This is a genomic window from Mucilaginibacter panaciglaebae (genome assembly GCF_039539265.1).
Taxonomy (GTDB): Bacteria; Bacteroidota; Bacteroidia; order Sphingobacteriales; family Sphingobacteriaceae; genus Mucilaginibacter; species Mucilaginibacter panaciglaebae.
In genome coordinates this window covers 137,279-155,600 of record NZ_BAABCV010000006.1, presented here as the reverse complement: position 1 = coordinate 155,600, position 18,322 = coordinate 137,279, and the positions used below count along the sequence as shown (strand labels likewise).

The following is an 18,322-nucleotide window of genomic DNA, read 5'->3' as shown; positions in this document are numbered from 1 at the left end:
TTCGGGACTGCAAATGTAGCTTTTTTTTTATTTATCGATATTTTTTTTTCAAATTTCTTTTTAACTGCTACAAATTCAGCAGTAAATCAAATAGTTAAAATTCACCAGTAAACTTTACGGCCGTAATTGCATTCTATTATTTTTATAGACGACAGATAAATCTATCTTTGATTAATACTATGCACGCATAATGATTTCACAACTGATCTTCATTTTTATATTGTTAGCTGCCATTTACCTGTTTACCAACAACGCGGTTAAAATACGCCGTAATATATTGTTAGGCAGAGATATTGACAGATCAGACCGTCGCGCCCAACGCTGGGCTGTGATGCTAAAAGTTGCGTTAGGCCAAACCAAAATGACCAAGCGCCCGCTGGCTGCAGTAATGCATTTCTTTATTTATATCGGCTTTATTATCATCAATCTTGAAGTGTTGGAAATCATAATCGATGGGGTATTCGGCTCGCATCGTGTTTTCTCAAAACCGTTGGGCAGTTTATACGGGTTATTGATTGGCGGTTTTGAGATACTGGCCGTACTGGTGCTGATAGCTTGCGTAACTTTTCTCGCTCGCAGAAACATTGCCCACCTGAAACGTTTTAACGGAGTGGAAATGACCGAATGGCCTAAAAGCGATGCCAATTATATCCTGATTATAGAAATATGCCTGATGGCCGCTTTTATTACCATGAACGCAGCCGATTATAAATTGCAGGCTTTACATTTTGGTCATTATATAAAAGCGGGCAGTTTCCCGGCAAGTAGTTTAATTGCTCCTCTCCTGTCTGATAACCCAAATGTGTTGGCAATAACAGAGCGGGCTTGCTGGTGGTTCCATATTGCGGGTATACTAGCTTTCCTGAATTATCTGCCTTATTCCAAGCATTTCCATATTTTGCTGGCTTTTCCCAATGTCTGGTACTCTAACCTGGAACCCGAGGGTAAGATCACCAATATGGCTTCGGTAACCGGAGAAGTTAAAGCTATGCTTGATCCCTCTTATGTTCCTGAAAGTACCACACCTGGACGCTTTGGTGCCAAAGACGTTACCGACCTAACCTGGAAAAACCTGATGGATGCCTACACCTGTACCGAATGCGGTCGATGTACATCGGTTTGCCCGGCTAATATCACCGGCAAGCTGTTGTCGCCGCGTAAGATCATGATGGATACCCGCGACCGGATCACTGAGGTGGGTAATAACATCGACAAACATGGCAGGGACTTTCAAGACAACAAAATATTGCTGGACAACTACATTACCCGCGAAGAACTCTGGGCCTGCACCACCTGCAATGCTTGTGTAGACGCCTGCCCGGTCAATATTAATCCACTGGCTATTATTATGGAGATGCGCCGCTATGTTGTGATGGAAGAATCGCAGGCCCCGTCAAGTTTGAACAGTATGTTCAGCAATGTGGAGAACAATGGTGCGCCCTGGAAATATAGCAATGCCGACCGTTTTAATTGGGCACCCCACCTAAATCCTCCCCAAAGAGAAGGACTTTAATAATTCAATTATGGAAGATCTGACAAACAATATAAATCAACATTCCCAGCCCTCTGCAGAGGGCTGGGGTGAAGTCGCTACCATGGCCCAATTAGTTGCTGAAGGCAAAGAACCTGAAATACTATTCTGGGTAGGGTGTGCCGGAAGCTTTGATGAGCGCGCGCAAAAAATCACCCGCGATATCTGCAAGATATTGCATCACGTACGTATTAATTACGCCGTATTGGGTACAGAGGAAAGCTGCACCGGCGACCCTGCCAAACGTGCGGGCAACGAGTTTTTGTTCCAGATGCAGGCCATGACCAATATCGAGGTACTAAATGGTTATAACATCAAAAAAATAGTGACCGGCTGTCCGCATTGTTTTAATACCATAAAAAATGAGTACCCAGGTTTAGGTGGCACTTATGAAGTGATCCACCATTCGCAGCTGATACAGCAACTCATTGACGACGGGAAGCTAAAAGCCGAGGGCGGCGAAAGCTTCAAAGGCAAGCGCATCACTTACCATGACCCTTGCTATTTGGGTCGCGGTAACGATGTTTACGAAGCACCGCGCCGGGCACTCGAAGTTTTAGATACCGAACTCGTTGAAATGAAACGCTGCCGAAGCAATGGCCTGTGCTGTGGTGCGGGTGGTGCGCAGATGTTTAAAGAGCCCGAAAAAGGCGATAAAAACATTAACATGGAACGTATCGACGAGGTAATTTCCATAAATGCGCAGGTGGTGGCCGCAGCCTGCCCCTTCTGCATGACCATGCTCAGCGACGGTGTGAAAAATCACAACAAAGAGGATGAAATAAAGGTACTGGATATTGCCGAAATTACAGCCCGGGCAAACGGATTATAATCCTTTTGATTTAAAATAGTTGAGTGCCTGCTCCAGGCTATCCAAACGTTCATTCCCCATATTTTTTACGGGGATATTGAGCACGCTGGCCATTGAGTCGACGTTGCCCTTGCGGTCATTATAGGTTTGAACGATGATATCGTCAGATTTGCTTTTAAGTTCAAGCGTACCATTGTTTACATTGCCCAGGTACTCGATGTCGTCGAGTTTTTGAAGATAAAACGAGAAATACTCCTGTTTACCGTTTTGATAAGTTTTTCTCAAGCGGATGAAAGAGTCATCGGTCAGGCTCAGTTCCCATTTTTTGATCTTGATGTCTGTCGATGGGTCGTACGACTCGTTGAGGCATTTGTTTCCCCAGCTCAGCCAGTCCTGGTCAGTCATGCCCGCCACAAAGCACAAGCTAACCACAGCGCCAGCAATAATGGAAAATAAGAATACTATTTTTCTGCTTTTTGACAGAACTGATTTTGCCATGACAACAAAAATAACGCTCTAAATTAATAAATCGATATTTTTGCATATGCAATTTTCTGAAAATTCGAGAGTATGGATCTATCAGTCTGACAAAAAGTTGTCAGACGACGCAGTACAGCAAATACAACAACGCCTTGACTCTTTCGCTGCCGAGTGGACCGCCCATAACAACCAGCTAAAAGCTAAAGCCGAAATTCGCTATAACCGTTTTTTCATCCTGATTGTCGACGAGACCCAGGCAGGAGCCAGTGGCTGCTCTATTGATAAATCAGTGAATTTTATGAAACGCCTGGAACAGGAATTTGGACTAAATTTATTTGACCGCTTTAACCTGGCCTATCGAAAAGCCGATGAAGTGCTTTCACTGCCCCGTCATCAGTTTGAAGAAAAATTAAAAGACGGAAGTATCAACGCTGATACTGTTGTTTATAACAACCTGGTGCAAAACCTTACTGAGCTTAATTCAAAATGGGAAGTGCCCTTTAAAGATAGCTGGCATATACAATTGTTCAGGGACTTGGTTCAGTAGGTTATGCTGCTGTACTATCATTGGTCATACCGAATATTTGTCGTTCTGAACGGTAGCGACGAATCTTATTTAAGCGAAAATAACCACCAACGTACATTGTGCTGAGGAACAAAGCATCTGCCGGGCGGAGATAGCACGTTCGCATATTCTTCGTTATTCAGAACGACAGATTACCGGAAACGTTAAAAATCCAACGGCCCTAACCTGCGCATATTCTTCATGATCAGGTACTGCCGATGTCGTACAAAATCACTCGGATGAGTTGGCGACCATTTAAGCGGGCTTGGTAAAATAGAGATTATAGCAGCCGACTGCGCACGAGTCAAATCAAAAGCATCTTTATGGAAATAGGCCTGTGCCGCCGCTTGGGCGCCATAAATGCCGTCGCCCATTTCAATTACGTTCAGGTACACTTCCATAATACGGCGCTTGCTCCAGAATACTTCTATCAGCAAAGTAAAATAAGCCTCAAAGCCTTTGCGCACCCATGACCGGCCCGGCCACAGGAAAACGTTTTTGGCTGTTTGCTGCGATATGGTACTGCCGCCAATCAGTTTTTTGCTGCGCGAGTTTTTCTCGATAGCTTTTTCTATTGCATGAAAATCGAATCCATGATTTTCTAAAAAGGTCTGGTCTTCAGCTGCTACGGCGGCACGCTTCATGCCATCGGCTATATCGTCAAAGTCGCGCCATTCTTTGTCGATCTTCCAGTCCTTACCGTCTGCTTTGCGTTCAAAGCCACGTGTTATCATTAACCAGGTAACCGGCGGATCAATAAAGCGATAGGTAATCACCCATAAAACGGTGATGCTTATAAACAAAATCAGGAATAATTTAACAAAACGCCAGATGAGCTTACCCAAACCTTTCATGGTGCCTAAATTATTGTTTTTATTTCGGATGTCAGAGATCAACCTTATAAATTTAGGCCACCAGTTAAGGCAAATAATTGTAATTTAGCGGCTCTAAATTTTTTACTACAATGAGTACGCGCATTAAGATCAAAGCATTATTAGAAAGCACACAGACAGACATTGATGTAACCGTTAAAGGATGGGTTCGCACCTTCCGCAATAATCAATTCATCGCTTTAAATGATGGTTCGACCAATAATAACATACAAGTTGTAGTTGATTTTGAAAATACCGACCCTGCCCTGCTGAAACGCATCACCACCGGCGCCGCCATCAGCGTGTTTGGCCATTTGGTGCCGTCGCTGGGTAAAGGTCAGTCGGTCGAGATCAAAGCTAAAACTATCGAGATTTTAGGCGACAGCGATCCCGAAAAGTATCCACTGCAACCAAAAAAACACAGCCTGGAGTTTTTGCGTGAGATAGCACACCTGCGTTTCCGCACCAATACTTTTGGGGCGATTTTCAGGGTACGCCACAGCCTGGCATTTGCTATACATAAATTTTTTGAAGAGCGTGGGTTTGTTTACCTGCATACGCCAATCATCACTGCCAGTGATGCAGAGGGTGCGGGCGAGACTTTCCACGTTACCAACTTCGACCTGAATAATGTACCTAAAGGCGACAATGGCGAGGTTGATTTTAAACAGGACTTCTTTGGCCGCTCGGCTAACCTGACAGTATCGGGCCAGTTAGAGGGCGAACTTGGGGCGATGGCACTGAGCGATATTTATACGTTCGGCCCTACCTTCCGTGCCGAAAACTCAAACACTACCCGCCACCTGGCCGAGTTCTGGATGATTGAGCCGGAAATGGCCTTTGCCGATATTAACGACAACATGGATACTGCCGAGGCTTTACTGAAATACGTAATTGCCTATGCCCTGGATAAAAATAAAGAAGATATTGAGTTTTTGACCCAACGTTTGCTGGACGAGGAAAAGCAAAAGCCGCAAAACGAGCGTTCAGAGATGACATTGACCGAAAAGTTGCAATTCTGTTTGGATAACAACTTTGAGCGGTTGACTTATACCGAGGCTATCGATATTCTGAAAGAATCGACCCCTAACAAAAAGAAAAAGTTTCAATACCTGGTTGAAGGCTGGGGCACCGACCTGCAATCAGAACATGAGCGTTACCTGGTTGAAAAGCACTTTAAAAAACCGGTGATATTGACCGATTATCCGAAAGAGATCAAATCATTCTACATGCGCCAGAATGAGGATGGCAAGACTGTAGCCGCAATGGACATTCTGTTTCCCGGTATTGGCGAGATTGTAGGTGGATCGCAGCGCGAAGAGCGCCTGGAAAAACTGGAACAACGTATGGACGAACTGGGCATACCCAAAGACGAATTGTGGTGGTACCTGGATACCCGTCGTTTCGGTTCTTGTCCGCACGCCGGTTTTGGTTTGGGTTTTGAGCGTTTGGTGCTGTTTGTTACCGGCATGGGTAACATCCGCGATGTGATACCTTTCCCAAGATTTCCAAAGAACGCGGAGTTTTAACATAACATAACATAAGACTTACGAAGTTTTTGAAACTGGTAAGTCTTTCCCAAACTGATTAACTAAAGCCCTAACCACCTTGTCATTTCTTTAGATTAGCTTCAACAAAATAGTATAGGTTATTATCATTATTGAAGCTAATCTAAAGGAGATGACAACATGACAGATTTATTCAAAAAGTATTGTACTGTAGCATGATACAGGTGATACATCTGATATACCGGCAATACGCCTTAGTTAAAGGCAACTTTCCCCGCTATTCAAAACCCCGGGGCAAATTAAAGTTTTAAAGTCCATCCAAGGCTGTTGTAACATCATCTGGTTTTACTTATCTTACACCTTGAAATTAACTTATCATAATGAAAAAGTTCTCACTGATTATGCTGATGATTGGCATTGCTGCGTGCCACTCATTTGCCCAAACTCACGCCATGTGGATGCAGCAACCGGCTATCTCGCCTGACGGCAATTGGATAGCCTTTGAATTTAAAGGCAACCTGTTTAAGGTAGCTGCCACAGGTGGCGCAGCCATACCATTAACCATCAACAGCTCATACAACGGATACCCGGTTTGGAGCCACAATGGCAAAACCATTGCTTTCGCGTCCGACCGCTATGGTAATTTTGACGTTTATACGATGCCTGCCGATGGCGGTATGGCCAAACGAATTACCTTTGATTCAAGCAGGGATATACCCAATGAGTTTTCGGCCGATGATGAGACTATTTATTTCGGCAGCCGCCGTCATGACGTAGTAAGTTCAGTCCGTTTTCCAGAGGACGGCTACTTTATCAAATTGTATAAGGTACCGGCTAAAGGCGGTCGCAGTATTATGGTAAACTCGGCCGGTACCGAGTTTGTACATTTTAACAAAACCGGCGATAAATTTATCTTTCAGGATAGCAAAGGCTATGAAAACCCCTACCGTAAACACCACACCTCCGGCATAACCCGCGACATCTGGATATATAACACCAAAAACAATACTTACACTAAGGTATCAACCTATAAAGGTGAAGACCGCGAGCCGGTTTGGGGTAATAGCGGCACGTTCTATTACCTGAGCGAGCGCAACGGTAATCAAAACCTTTTCAGCTCAAGCGAAGCTGATATTAACAAGATCAATCAGCTCACCACCTTCGAAAAAAACCCAGTACGTAATTTATCCCGTGCAGAAAACGGCACTTTTGCCTTTACCCAAAACGGCGAAATATACACCCTTAAAGAAGGCGGCCAACCGCAAAAGGTTACCATTGATATCAATGCAGATTTTAATGCCGATCAAACCCAAAACGTAACCGTAAGGGGCGGCGCTTCAGAAATGGCAGTATCGCCCAACGGTAAGGAAATTGCCTTTGTTTACCGCGGTGAAATATTTGCCGCTGCTGCCGAGGGCGGTATAGTAAAAAGAATAACCAACACGCCTTACCAGGAGCGCATGATCAAATTTGCGCCCGATGGCAGAAGCATTATCTATTCGGTTGAAAACAAAAAATCATGGGATATTTATAAAGTCACTATCGCCAGCAAAAGCGAACCTTATTTTTATGCCGCTACTACATTAAATACTGAGCCTGTTATTGCAACCGACAAAGATGAGTTTGAACCCGTTCCATCGCCTGACGGCAAAAAGATAGCTTACCTGGAAGAGCGTAATGTAATTAAGGTGTTTGATATCGCCAGCAAAAAATCAATTGACATATTACCAGAAGGCGTTAACTATTCTTATGCCGATGGCGATCAGAACTTTGTTTGGTCGGCAGACAGCAAATACATTTTGGCACAATCGTCAGAAGCTAATGCATTGGGCAACAGCGAGATTGTTTTAATTAAGGCGGATGGCTCGAAAGGCCGTGTTAACCTTACTGAAAGCGGCTTTGATGATAACAATCCGCAGTTTGGCATGAACGATAAAATGATGTACTGGGTGAGCGATAAACAAGGCATGAAAAACCTGAGCCGCGGTGCTCAGGGCGACATTTATGCCATGTTCTTTGACCAGGCAACGTGGGACAAATTTGAATTGAGCAAAGAAGATCTGGGTCTCAAGACAGAGATCGATAAACGCGATTCTGTCGACATTAAAAAAGCTGCAGCCAAGGCAGATAGCATTGCCAGAGCGCAAAAGAAAAAAATCACGCCGCCAGCTGTTCCTGAATTTGTACCAAACCTGGACAACCTGGAAGACCGTACCAGACGCCTGACCACAGTTTCAACACATATCGGCGATTCAAAACTATCAAAAGACGGCGAAAAGCTCTACTATCTGGCCCGCTTCGATAAAGGATACAATCTCTGGGTACTTTCAACACGCACACACGAAACCCGCATCCTTGCTGAGATCAATTCGGGAGGTGGATCGTTAGAAATGACCAAGGACGGAAAGTGGTTATTTCTGCTGTCCGGCGGCGGCATTATGCGCATTGGTGTTGACGATGGCAAAGTAAGTTCTGTGCCTATTAATTCAACCTTTACACTGAATGCGGCGGCAGAGCGCGAATACATTTATGACCACGCTTGCAAAGAGGTGCCTAAAAAACTGTATGACCCTAAACTAAACGGTGCAGATTGGGCTTACTATACTGCGAACTACAAAAAGTTTTTACCATACGTTAGCAATGGCTACGATTTCCAGGTGCTGTTGAGCGAGTTGCTTGGCGAACTTAACGTATCGCATACAGGCGGCATTTATTCAGCAAGCTTTCCCGACGGCGAACGCACCGCAGCATTGGGCCTGATTTATGATTATCAAAAAGGCGGCGATGGCCTGGTGGTAAAAGACATCATCACCGGCGGACCTTTCGCGATAGCCAAAACCAACATGAAACGTGGTTATGTAATTGACAAGATTGACGGAAATGCTATTACAGCCGACGACGACTGGTCTAAATTACTGAATGGCAAGGCCGGTAAATATACGCTGGTTACTTTCCACGACCCGGCCTCAAAAGCAACTTACAATGAAACTGTTAAACCCATCGGTGCCGGTGCCGAAAACAATTTGCTGTATGACCGCTGGGTACGTAAAATGGAGCACCTGACTGATAGTTTATCGCATGGCGAAGTAGGTTATGTACATGTACAGGGCATGAACGAAGAAAGCTACCGTGTTACCTTCGATAAAGTGTTAGGTAAAAACATTAACAAAAAAGCATTGATAGTTGATACCCGCTTTAACGGTGGCGGCTGGCTGCACGATGAATTGGTTACCTTTTTAAGTGGTAAACGTTATTTTGACCTGCGCCCGCAGGGACATAAAACTACCGGCGGTGAGTCGGCCAATAAATGGGATAAACCAAGCTGCGTACTGATAAGCGAGGGGAATTATTCCGATGCATTTATGTTTCCGTATGCTTATAAAGAGTTGGGCATAGGTAAACTTATAGGCATGCCGGTTGCCGGTACCGGTACCGCTGTTTGGTGGGAAAACCAGATCGATAATTCGATAACTTTTGGTATACCAATGATATCGAGCTGGGGCATTAATGAAACCCACCCGACAGAGAACCATGAATTAGAACCGGATATCAGGGTAACTAACGACTATAACAACGTATTAACCGGCGACGACCAGCAACTGGAAGCTGCCGTAAAAGAAATGCTGAAAGAAGTAGGCGGAAAATAAGACGTTACCGATGCCAAAAAGCCCAGCCGGTAATGGTTGGGCTTTTTATTATAAGCACTTGGCTGTCACCCTGAGGCTCGAAGGGTAAGTGCAGGGTTTATTAATACTTGAGAGGCCGGCGCTTATGCTTCGGGCATGAGCATGAGAGCCCCTTTACCTCGTAGATATATATGTTCTATTTATGATAATCCTTCTGCACAATCAAAAAACTGGCTCGCTCCTCTTTGTGAAATGGCACGTTCCAACTGCCTTGATAGCTGATCTTAGCCGGCAGTAATTCGCCGTTAAAGGGAAGCAGTTCGATGTTCATCCTGACATCAAAATCAAAAAACAGGTTGCTGTATTTCATATCTACATAACGACCCAGTATTTTAAATGTACGCATATCGAAGATAGTGGTCAGTTCGCGGATCACGACATCTCCATCGGCAACGCTTGGCTTTTTGATCACTTTAAAGCGATATACCGGTATAGTATCCAGATATTTACCGCGGGCAAATTCGTAGTAATAAAACTGACGCATATCACGTCCAAAAATCTCTGTCTTACCGCTGATGAACGGAATGCCAGTAACCTTACGCCCGGGCGTAAAGATGAGTGTTTTAAGTTTGTCTTTGTAAGAACCGTTCTTACCTACCCCAGCCAGCGGGTCGGCAGCTGAGAAGCCCGAGTTGTAAGCATTATTAAAGATGTAATCAAACATCTCGACAGTATATAACTCATATTTACCGTTGTGCTTGTATACGTTGCCTTTGTCCTGTTTAAAAAGATATTCGGTTTTAGGTTTGCCGGCTACAATGGTGTGCCTGATGCGACGATGAATTTCGCCGTCTACGCGGTTCTTTTTATCGTAAGTGTAAATGTCGTTAGCGGCAGTAAAGCCATACCGTTTCATGTTACGAAAGGCTTTATAAAAACCTGTGTCCGCCAGTATTGCGTCGATAAAGTCCTGAGCATTTAAACGATGTGACCGGATATTGATGACCGAATCAATTACTACATTAAGTACAGTGTCTTTATTAAGATTACTTTGCTGCGCTTTAAGATTGAAAGCGCAGAGCATGAAGAACAGAGCTAATAAGCTTTTTTTGATCATAATCAATTTACGATTTATTGCTGAGTTATAAAATCCGTGCCCCTGAAGGTTCAATAACAATATTTTGTGTATGTCATCTCGACCGTAGGGAGATATCTATACACATGCTAAGCATGGTGTGAATGTCCGTGTATAGATTTCTCGCTCTGCTCGAAATGACAACCTTACTTTTTGTCATGGGTAGAAACGGAGATCTTAGCATTAAAATTGGTGTCATTCTGAAGCTCTCGAAGGGTGAGCGTAAAGGCCTTCCCTCATGCTTTGAGTGCCTCAGGATGACAGCAGCGCTCAGATTACATTCAATTAATTACCCAACTGTTTAATAGCCAGATAAGCCATCAAACCTACGCTTTGCTCTAACGCGGTTTCTTCAATATCAAATGTTGGGGTGTGTACGGCCGAGGTGATTCCGCGACTTTCGTTACGGGTGCCCATGCGGTAAAAACAAGCATCAGAAACCTGAGAGTAGTATGCAAAATCCTCTGCGGCCATCCAGATATCCAGGTCGACCACGTTTTCTTTGCCCAGGTAATCCTCGGCATGTGCGCGGGTCTCGTTGGTGAGCTTAGGCTCATTGATCAGGAAGGGGTAACCTTTCATGATATTAAACTCGCAACTGCCGCCCATGGCGTCGGCTATACCTTCGGCCATCTTCTTCATTTTAATATGAGCTTCGGCCCGCCATTTTTCGTTTAATGCCCTGAAAGTGCCTTCCAGCTTTACTTCGTTTGGAATAACATTAGTTGCGCCTTCAGCAATCACTTTACCGAAGGACAATACGGTAGGGTTTTTAGGATCGGCAAAGCGACTTACTATCTGTTGCAATGCTACCAATATATGTGCAGTAATAATCACCGGATCGACATTTTGTTGAGGTTGGGCACCATGGCCGCCTTTGCCTTTTACGGTAACATACAATTCATCAGTAGAGGCCATGTACTTACCTGCACGGAAACCAAATTTACCGGCATCAATCAAAGGCATTACGTGCTGGCCTAATACGGCATCTGGTTTTGGATTTTCCAGCACGCCTTCCTTAATCATCAGGCTTGCGCCACCCGGCAGCCTTTCTTCGGCAGGTTGGAAAATCAATTTAACAGTACCGCCAAATTCGCTTTTTAATTCAGTCAGAATTTTTGCTGTGCCTAACAATGACGAGGTATGTACGTCATGGCCGCAAGCATGCATTACCCCTTCGTTTTGCGATTTGTAGGGCACATCATTAGCTTCATAAATTGGCAACGCATCCATATCAGCACGAAGGGCAATCACCCTATCAGAAGGTTTCTCGCCTTTTATTAAAGCTACCAGCCCATTGTCGGCCATGCGCTCCCAGCCAATACCCAATTCATCCAGTTTTTTAGCAACAAAAGCTGACGTTTCAACCTCATGAAAAGATAACTCAGGATGGCTATGAATATGCCTGCGATTGGCAATCACTTCATTAAAAAGGCTTTTAGAAAGTTCTTGTATCTTTTGTTTAATCATTTCCTGTAGATATTTTTGGTGGGTTGATTTTACCTGATATGATAAAAAGGCTGGTAAATTTACCTTTTAATTCTTGTAATAATTTTTCGGCTTCAAGACGGGTTCTGAAATCGCCTACCCTAACTTTATAGTTGGGCACAGTATAACTAATATAAGTGCGGGTGCCCAGAAATTCTTCAACAAACCGGGCTTGTGCATTATAAGCCTCCTTACGGCTTGAACCATTATATATTTGCACCCTATAGCCGTACCCCGAAGTTGAATACACTGCTGCGGGAGCGCCTGCAACTTTTAAGGTAGAGCGCCGGGCAGCCAGCGTGTCAATACGCGGGTCTTTTACTACATCAACTGTTCCGCGGGTTTGGGCGTGGGCGGCTGTAGCGAAAAACATAGACATAAAAAAAAAGCACCCGATTATATGGCTAATAAGTGCGCTATAAACTGGTGCTTTTTTCATCATATTTTACTGTTGTCATTGCGAGTAATAAAATCCGATAGGACTCTAAGGTGCAATGACAATAATTTTGATGTCATCTCGACCAACAGGAGAGATCTATACACATGCTGAGCATGTGTGTATGTCTATATATAGATTTTCTCGCTATGCTCGAGATGACAATGTTATTTTTTTTGTCATGGTAGGAACGAAGCAATCGCACGCTTTATTCTTTTCTCCTTGCGGTCGCCACGCTACGCTCGCGATGACAAATTAAATAACTACGCCTGGCCTATGCCATGGCAGCTTTTATATTTTTTACCGCTGCCACAAGGGCAGGGGTCATTTCTACCTATTTTTTGCTCGACACGTATAGGAGTAGCTTTTTGCGGTTCGCGGGTGTCTTCAAATCCAGGTAAACCGCCGCCATCGCCAACCATCTCAGGTTTTGAGGTGCGCATTTGGCGCATATCGGTTTTTGGCTGAGGTTTAGCCTCTTGTACGTCGCCGGCCGATTGCTGCACGGCAATACCACCTCTGAACAAGAAACTTACCATCTCTTTATTAACAGTGGCTAACATAGAGCGGAACAGGTTAAATGCTTCAAATTTATAAACTAAGAGTGGATCTTTTTGTTCGTAAACCGCGTTTTGTACAGATTGCTTTAACTCGTCCATTTCACGCAAGTGTTCTTTCCAGGCATCGTCGATCAAGGCCAGCGTAACGTTTTTCTCGAATGATTTAATCACCTCAATACCATTATTTTCCACTGCCTTTTTTAGTGGAACAGCTACCTGTAAGCCACGCATACCATCAGTAAATGGTACAACAATGCTCTCGATTATGTTACCGCGAGTATTATAAACATCTTTTAATACAGGGTAAGCCTGTTGTGCAATGCTTTCTGATTTGCGTTTATAAAATTCCGTTACTTCGGCAAATACTTTATCAGTTAACGGGTTTACAGAGGTACCTGAAAACTCATCTTGCGTAATATCCGGATCGACAGAGAACAGACGAATGATCTCCAGGCGGAAACCTTCGTAGTTGTTCATATCTTTGTACTCAGAAACTACATCCTCTACAACATCAAAAACAGTGTTATTCAAATCTACGTCCAAACGCTCGCCGAATAGTGCGTTTTTACGTTTGGTATAAACCACAGTACGCTGCGAGTTCATAACGTCGTCATACTCCAGCAAACGTTTACGGGTACCAAAGTTATTTTCTTCGACCTTTTTCTGGGCACGTTCAATAGAGTTTGATATCATGGAGTGCTGAATCACCTCACCCTCTTCAATACCCATACGCACCATCAGGTTTGATATACGCTCTGAGCCAAATAAACGCATCAGGTTATCCTCTAACGATACAAAGAACTGAGAAGAACCCGGGTCGCCCTGACGACCTGCACGACCACGTAACTGTCTGTCGACGCGGCGCGACTCGTGGCGCTCGGTACCTACAATAGCTAAACCTCCGGCTTCTTTAACACCAGCACCTAACTTGATATCTGTACCACGACCCGCCATGTTGGTAGCAATGGTCACCGTGCCGGTAGTACCGGCTTCGGCAACAATCTCGGCCTCTCTCTGGTGCATTTTGGCATTTAATACATTATGCTTGATACCTCGTAGTTTAAGCATACGGCTTAGTAATTCTGATATCTCAACAGAAGTTGTACCTACCAGTACCGGACGACCGGCCTCTGTCAGTTTCACAATCTCGTCAGCAACTGCATTATATTTTTCGCGAACGGTGCGGTAAACCAAATCCTCTTTATCAGAACGACTTATTGGCGTATTGGTTGGTATCTCAACAACGTCCAGCTTATAAATTTCCCAGAATTCGCCTGCTTCAGTAACGGCAGTACCTGTCATACCGCAAAGCTTGTGGTACATCCTGAAATAATTTTGCAGGGTGATGGTTGCAAAAGTTTGCGAAGCATCTTCTACCTTCACATTCTCTTTAGCTTCGATAGCCTGGTGCAATCCATCAGAGTAACGGCGGCCATCCAGTACACGGCCGGTCTGCTCGTCAACTATCTTAACCTTACCCTCGTCAATGATATACTCAGTATCTTTCTCAAATAAGGTATAAGCCTTTAATAACTGGTTAACCGAGTGGATACGCTCAGACTTGATAGAGAAATCGCGCATCAGCTCATCTTTTTTGGCGATCTTGTCTTCGGCAGACAGATCAGATTTTTCAATCTCGGCAATTTCAGTACCTACATCAGGCATTATAAAGAAGTTAGGGTCTTCGCCTGATGCGGTGATCAATTCTATACCTTTCTCTGCCAGTTCAACCGAGTTTTGTTTCTCGTCTATTACAAAATAAAGCTCTGCATCAACTTTATGCATCTCTTTCTCTTGATCCTGCATATAGTAGTTCTCGCTCTTTAATAAGGTTTGCTTGTTAGCACCCTCGCTCAGGAACTTGATTAAAGCCTTGTTTTTGGGCAAGCCACGATAAGCACGTAATAATGACATGCCGCCTTCGTCAGGACCGGTTTTGCCCTCGGCGAGAGCTTTTTTTGCTTCGTTTAATACGGTATTGATATAAGCTTTCTGCGCGTTAACCAAACGCTCGATGCGTGGTTTTAACTCATAAAACTCATGCTCATCGCCACGTGGCACAGGGCCTGATATAATTAAAGGCGTACGGGCATCGTCAATTAATACCGAGTCAACCTCATCCACCATGGCGTAATGTAGTTTACGTTGCACTAGTTCTTCAGGGCTGCGTGTCATATTGTCACGCAGGTAGTCAAAACCAAACTCGTTATTGGTACCAAATGTAATATCTGCCAGGTAAGCAGCACGACGCTCCTCGCCGTTTGGCTCATGCTTATCTATACAATCTACAGATAAACCGTGGAATTCATATAATGGGCCCATCCATTCAGAGTCACGACGTGCCAGGTAATCATTCACGGTTACAATATGCACACCCTGTCCGGCCAGCGCGTTCAGGTATGCAGGTAATGTAGCTACCAGCGTTTTACCTTCACCAGTTGCCATTTCTGATATTTTACCCTGGTGCAATACAATACCACCAATCAGCTGAACATCATAGTGTACCATATTCCAGGTTACCTCATTACCGGCAGCAATCCAGGTGTTATGGTGTATGGCTTTATCGCCTTTAATAATAACGTTACTCTTTTTAGCAGCTAAATGGCGGTCAAACTCGGTAGCAGTAACCTCAACAGTTGGGTTACCGGTAAACCTGCGGGCAGTTTCTTTTACTACTGCAAAGGCCTCTGGCAATATATCTAACAGGATAACTTCAAGCTCTTTATCCCTGTCTTTTTGTAATTTATCTAACTGGGTGTACAGCTCAACCTTTTCCTGAACATCCATATTGGGGTTGTTTTCGGTTTGGTCTTTTATAGACTGTATCTCTTCATCTATTGATGCCAGCCCTTGCTTAATAGTCTCTTTAAAGGCTATAGTTCTGGCTCTCAGCTCATCGTTAGTTATCTGATCAAGCTTGGCAAACTCTGCCTTTATCTTCTCAACTAAAGGCATAATGGCCTTTACATCGCGTTCTGATTTGCTTCCGAAAAGCTTACTTATAAAATTTAACATATTTGGTTTTATATAATGGCTCGAACTCAATAATTAAGCCATTGTATTTTTAAAGTCATTATGACAGGCAAAGGTACATTTTTGAGGTGAAAGGTTAAAGGAGAAAAAGGTTAAAGGTTGGCTATTTGTAATAGGTAATTTGGCGCTCTGTTATCCTATCCAGCTTGCCTTCAAAGTATTCATTTTTGATAAGCCAATTATGCTTGCTATCTATTTTGGGATAGGTGTATATACGGATATACGTTTTTATAAGCGCTTGCGGTTTATTGTAATATCCGCGATATGACATACGCGTTTCTTTGACTAAGTTACCGTTATCATCATAAGTAAAAAACGTTTTAGAAGGTATGATACCTAAAGCCCCTTCAGCGTCACGCAGCTCAACAAGAACACCTTTAGTGTTATAGCGATAGTTGTGCCGGTGTGTTATCTGAGATGTTCCAAAATAGAAAGAACTGTCCTTGAGTCTCTTTCCCGATTTGTCAAGATCAATTCTAACCGTAAAATCAGTCAGGAAATCGGGCTTATTCTTAGAAGTTTGACGGCGGTCGGCTTTAACCGACTGATGATTTGCAGCGTAAGTAAAAGTTGTGATTGAAACGGGGCTAAGCGTATCAACCTTTTTATCTTTTTCATCAATGCGCTTTTCTTTAATATAACCCTTATCATCATAACTATAAACTGTTATCAATGTAAAATAGCCATTCATAGAATGTTCTGTGGATTTCACTATCCGGCCCTTTTCGTTGAATATATAAACAAACCTATCAAAACGGCTTCTATCCGTTGTATCGTTATCAATTAAGTATCTGGTTTCAATGACACTGTCTACTTTGCCTTTAATCTTGGCATCTTTATAGGAGTCGCCAGTAAATTGTCCAAATACGGCTGGTGATAAAACTAATAAAAAGAGGACTAAAAAAAACTGGCACTTCATAGGTGATGCAGGTTCATTTCATCTAATTTATAAAATATTATATCCTACCACCAAATAATTATCTTTGCGGCCATGAATATCCTGATCCTCGGTTCGGGCGGAAGGGAAAGTGCCTTCGCCTGGAAATTAGCTCAAAGCCCAAAATGCGACAAATTGTTTATTGCTCCCGGTAATGCGGGTACCAGCCAGTACGGCACCAACGTAAACATCGGCGTAAATGATTTTGAGGCTATTAAGCAATGCGTTCTGAGTAACAACATTAACCTGGTACTGGTTGGCCCCGAGGAACCATTGGTACGCGGTGTACATGATTTTTTCCTGGCGGATGATCAGCTTAAAGGTGTTCCAGTTATCGGCCCGCAGAAAGAGGGGGCGCAACTGGAGGGTAGTAAGGATTTTTCGAAACAATTCATGGCCCGCCATAACATCCCGGCGGCGGCATCGCAAACTTTCACTGCAGATACTTTACAAGAAGGCTTAGCTTATCTGCCAACTATCGGCTTACCCATTGTATTGAAGGCCGACGGATTAGCTGCCGGTAAAGGCGTGCTGATCTGCACCTCGCTCGAAGAAGCGCAACAAGAGCTAAAAGCCATGCTTACTGAAGCTAAATTTGGTGCAGCCAGCGCTAAGGTAGTGGTTGAGCAATTTTTGAGTGGTATTGAATTATCCGTTTTTGTTTTGACTGATGGCGGCAGCTACAAAATATTACCGTCGGCCAAAGATTATAAACGTATTGGCGAAGGCGATACGGGTTTAAATACCGGCGGTATGGGTTCGGTTTCTCCGGTACCTTTTGCCGATGAAACCTTTATCAAAAAAGTTGAGGATCGTATCATCATTCCAACCGTAAACGGACTAAAGCAGGAAGGCATTCCTTACAAAGGCTTTATTTTTATAGGGCTGATGAACTGCGGTGGCGACCCATATATGATTGAATACAACTGCCGTATGGGCGACCCGGAAACCGAAAGCGTACTGCCACGTATAGAGGCTGATCTGGTTGACCTGTTATTGGGCGTAGCCAACGGAACTCTACGTGAAGTTGATTTTGCAGTATCTGATAAAGTTGCGGCTACTGTTGTATGCGTAGCTGGCGGCTATCCGGGCGAATACCTGAAAAACAGGCCAATCACCGGTATTGAGAATGTACGGGGGTCGCATGTATTTCAAGCCGGCACCACCCAAAGCGGCGAGGATGTTTTAGCCACCGGTGGCCGGGTGCTGATGGTTACGGCATTGCGCGACAATATGTTCGATGCCCTGCAACAAGCCACCGCCGATGCCAGCCGTATTTATTATGATGGCTGTTATTTCAGGAAAGACATTGGGTTTGATTTGATATAGTATAGTCACTT

At 44.0% G+C, this 18,322-nt stretch carries 13 protein-coding genes; 6 read left to right on the top strand and 7 right to left on the bottom strand.

Going from position 1 to position 18,322, the window contains the following annotated elements:
* The first annotated feature begins 190 nt into the window (after positions 1 to 190).
* Positions 191 to 1,513: a 4Fe-4S dicluster domain-containing protein gene (locus tag ABD772_RS09910; protein ID WP_345103420.1), complete on the top strand. Its 1,323-nt coding sequence runs from the start codon at positions 191 to 193 to the stop codon at positions 1,511 to 1,513.
* 82 nt (positions 1,514 to 1,595) lie between these two features.
* Positions 1,596 to 2,363, top strand: a complete 768-nt coding sequence (locus tag ABD772_RS09905; RefSeq protein WP_345103726.1) for a (Fe-S)-binding protein — start codon at positions 1,596 to 1,598, stop codon at positions 2,361 to 2,363.
* Here the strand turns inward: ABD772_RS09905 and ABD772_RS09900 are convergent.
* Positions 2,358 to 2,840 carry a hypothetical protein gene (locus ABD772_RS09900; protein WP_345103418.1) on the bottom strand — a complete coding sequence of 161 codons (483 nt, stop codon included), beginning with the start codon at positions 2,838 to 2,840 and terminating at the stop codon, positions 2,358 to 2,360. The two genes, ABD772_RS09905 and ABD772_RS09900, sit on opposite strands and share 6 nt — an antisense overlap.
* Positions 2,841 to 2,886: 46 nt before the next feature.
* On the opposite strand from ABD772_RS09900, the gene ABD772_RS09895 reads away from it, so the two are divergent.
* Complete coding sequence (locus tag ABD772_RS09895) at positions 2,887 to 3,369, top strand: ABC transporter ATPase (protein WP_345103416.1); 483 nt, start codon at positions 2,887 to 2,889, stop codon at positions 3,367 to 3,369.
* Between the two features lie 182 nt (positions 3,370 to 3,551).
* Here the strand turns inward: ABD772_RS09895 and mtgA are convergent, their stop codons facing one another.
* Positions 3,552 to 4,241: a monofunctional biosynthetic peptidoglycan transglycosylase gene (gene mtgA / locus ABD772_RS09890; RefSeq protein WP_345103414.1), complete on the bottom strand. Its 690-nt coding sequence runs from the start codon at positions 4,239 to 4,241 to the stop codon at positions 3,552 to 3,554.
* Between the two features lie 110 nt (positions 4,242 to 4,351).
* On the opposite strand from mtgA, the gene asnS reads away from it, so the two are divergent.
* Together asnS and ABD772_RS09880 are read left to right on the top strand one after the other, a co-directional pair.
* Positions 4,352 to 5,788: an asparagine--tRNA ligase gene (asnS, locus tag ABD772_RS09885; protein ID WP_345103412.1), complete on the top strand. Its 1,437-nt coding sequence runs from the start codon at positions 4,352 to 4,354 to the stop codon at positions 5,786 to 5,788.
* Positions 5,789 to 6,147: 359 nt separating this feature from the next.
* Positions 6,148 to 9,414, top strand: coding sequence for a S41 family peptidase (locus ABD772_RS09880; protein ID WP_345103410.1), 3,267 nt, complete (start codon positions 6,148 to 6,150; stop codon positions 9,412 to 9,414).
* Positions 9,415 to 9,589: 175 nt separating this feature from the next.
* On the opposite strand, the gene ABD772_RS09875 is transcribed toward ABD772_RS09880, so the two are convergent.
* From ABD772_RS09875 to ABD772_RS09855, 5 genes are all read right to left on the bottom strand, one after another.
* Positions 9,590 to 10,510, bottom strand: a complete 921-nt coding sequence (locus tag ABD772_RS09875; RefSeq protein ID WP_345103408.1) for a hypothetical protein — start codon at positions 10,508 to 10,510, stop codon at positions 9,590 to 9,592.
* Positions 10,511 to 10,813: 303 nt separating this feature from the next.
* The gene (locus ABD772_RS09870; RefSeq protein WP_345103406.1) at positions 10,814 to 11,998 is read right to left on the bottom strand and encodes a M20 metallopeptidase family protein; all 1,185 of its coding nucleotides are present in this window, start codon (positions 11,996 to 11,998) and stop codon (positions 10,814 to 10,816) included.
* Entirely contained in the window at positions 11,991 to 12,395 is a 405-nt protein-coding gene (locus tag ABD772_RS09865) for an SPOR domain-containing protein (protein WP_345103404.1), read from the bottom strand. Before ABD772_RS09865 ends, ABD772_RS09870 begins: the two co-directional genes overlap by 8 nt.
* A gap of 320 nt (positions 12,396 to 12,715) precedes the next feature.
* Positions 12,716 to 16,027: a preprotein translocase subunit SecA gene (gene secA, locus ABD772_RS09860; RefSeq protein ID WP_345103402.1), complete on the bottom strand. Its 3,312-nt coding sequence runs from the start codon at positions 16,025 to 16,027 to the stop codon at positions 12,716 to 12,718.
* Positions 16,028 to 16,148: 121 nt separating this feature from the next.
* Positions 16,149 to 16,964, bottom strand: a complete 816-nt coding sequence (locus tag ABD772_RS09855; protein ID WP_345103400.1) for a hypothetical protein — start codon at positions 16,962 to 16,964, stop codon at positions 16,149 to 16,151.
* Positions 16,965 to 17,036: 72 nt separating this feature from the next.
* Here ABD772_RS09855 and purD point away from each other — a divergent pair, with 72 nt between their 5' ends.
* The gene (gene purD / locus ABD772_RS09850) at positions 17,037 to 18,311 is read left to right on the top strand and encodes a phosphoribosylamine--glycine ligase (RefSeq protein WP_345103398.1); all 1,275 of its coding nucleotides are present in this window, start codon (positions 17,037 to 17,039) and stop codon (positions 18,309 to 18,311) included.
* The last annotated feature ends 11 nt before the right edge of the window (positions 18,312 to 18,322 follow it).

Coding starts and splice junctions, on each gene's coding strand:
- ABD772_RS09910 (WP_345103420.1), top strand. CDS start 191: ATGATTTCACAACTGATCTTCATTTTTATATTGTTAGCTGCCATTTAC.
- ABD772_RS09905 (WP_345103726.1), top strand. CDS start 1,596: ATGGCCCAATTAGTTGCTGAAGGCAAAGAACCTGAAATACTATTCTGG.
- ABD772_RS09900 (WP_345103418.1), bottom strand. CDS start 2,840: ATGGCAAAATCAGTTCTGTCAAAAAGCAGAAAAATAGTATTCTTATTT.
- ABD772_RS09895 (WP_345103416.1), top strand. CDS start 2,887: ATGCAATTTTCTGAAAATTCGAGAGTATGGATCTATCAGTCTGACAAA.
- mtgA (WP_345103414.1), bottom strand. CDS start 4,241: ATGAAAGGTTTGGGTAAGCTCATCTGGCGTTTTGTTAAATTATTCCTG.
- asnS (WP_345103412.1), top strand. CDS start 4,352: ATGAGTACGCGCATTAAGATCAAAGCATTATTAGAAAGCACACAGACA.
- ABD772_RS09880 (WP_345103410.1), top strand. CDS start 6,148: ATGAAAAAGTTCTCACTGATTATGCTGATGATTGGCATTGCTGCGTGC.
- ABD772_RS09875 (WP_345103408.1), bottom strand. CDS start 10,510: ATGATCAAAAAAAGCTTATTAGCTCTGTTCTTCATGCTCTGCGCTTTC.
- ABD772_RS09870 (WP_345103406.1), bottom strand. CDS start 11,998: ATGATTAAACAAAAGATACAAGAACTTTCTAAAAGCCTTTTTAATGAA.
- ABD772_RS09865 (WP_345103404.1), bottom strand. CDS start 12,395: ATGTCTATGTTTTTCGCTACAGCCGCCCACGCCCAAACCCGCGGAACA.
- secA (WP_345103402.1), bottom strand. CDS start 16,027: ATGTTAAATTTTATAAGTAAGCTTTTCGGAAGCAAATCAGAACGCGAT.
- ABD772_RS09855 (WP_345103400.1), bottom strand. CDS start 16,964: ATGAAGTGCCAGTTTTTTTTAGTCCTCTTTTTATTAGTTTTATCACCA.
- purD (WP_345103398.1), top strand. CDS start 17,037: ATGAATATCCTGATCCTCGGTTCGGGCGGAAGGGAAAGTGCCTTCGCC.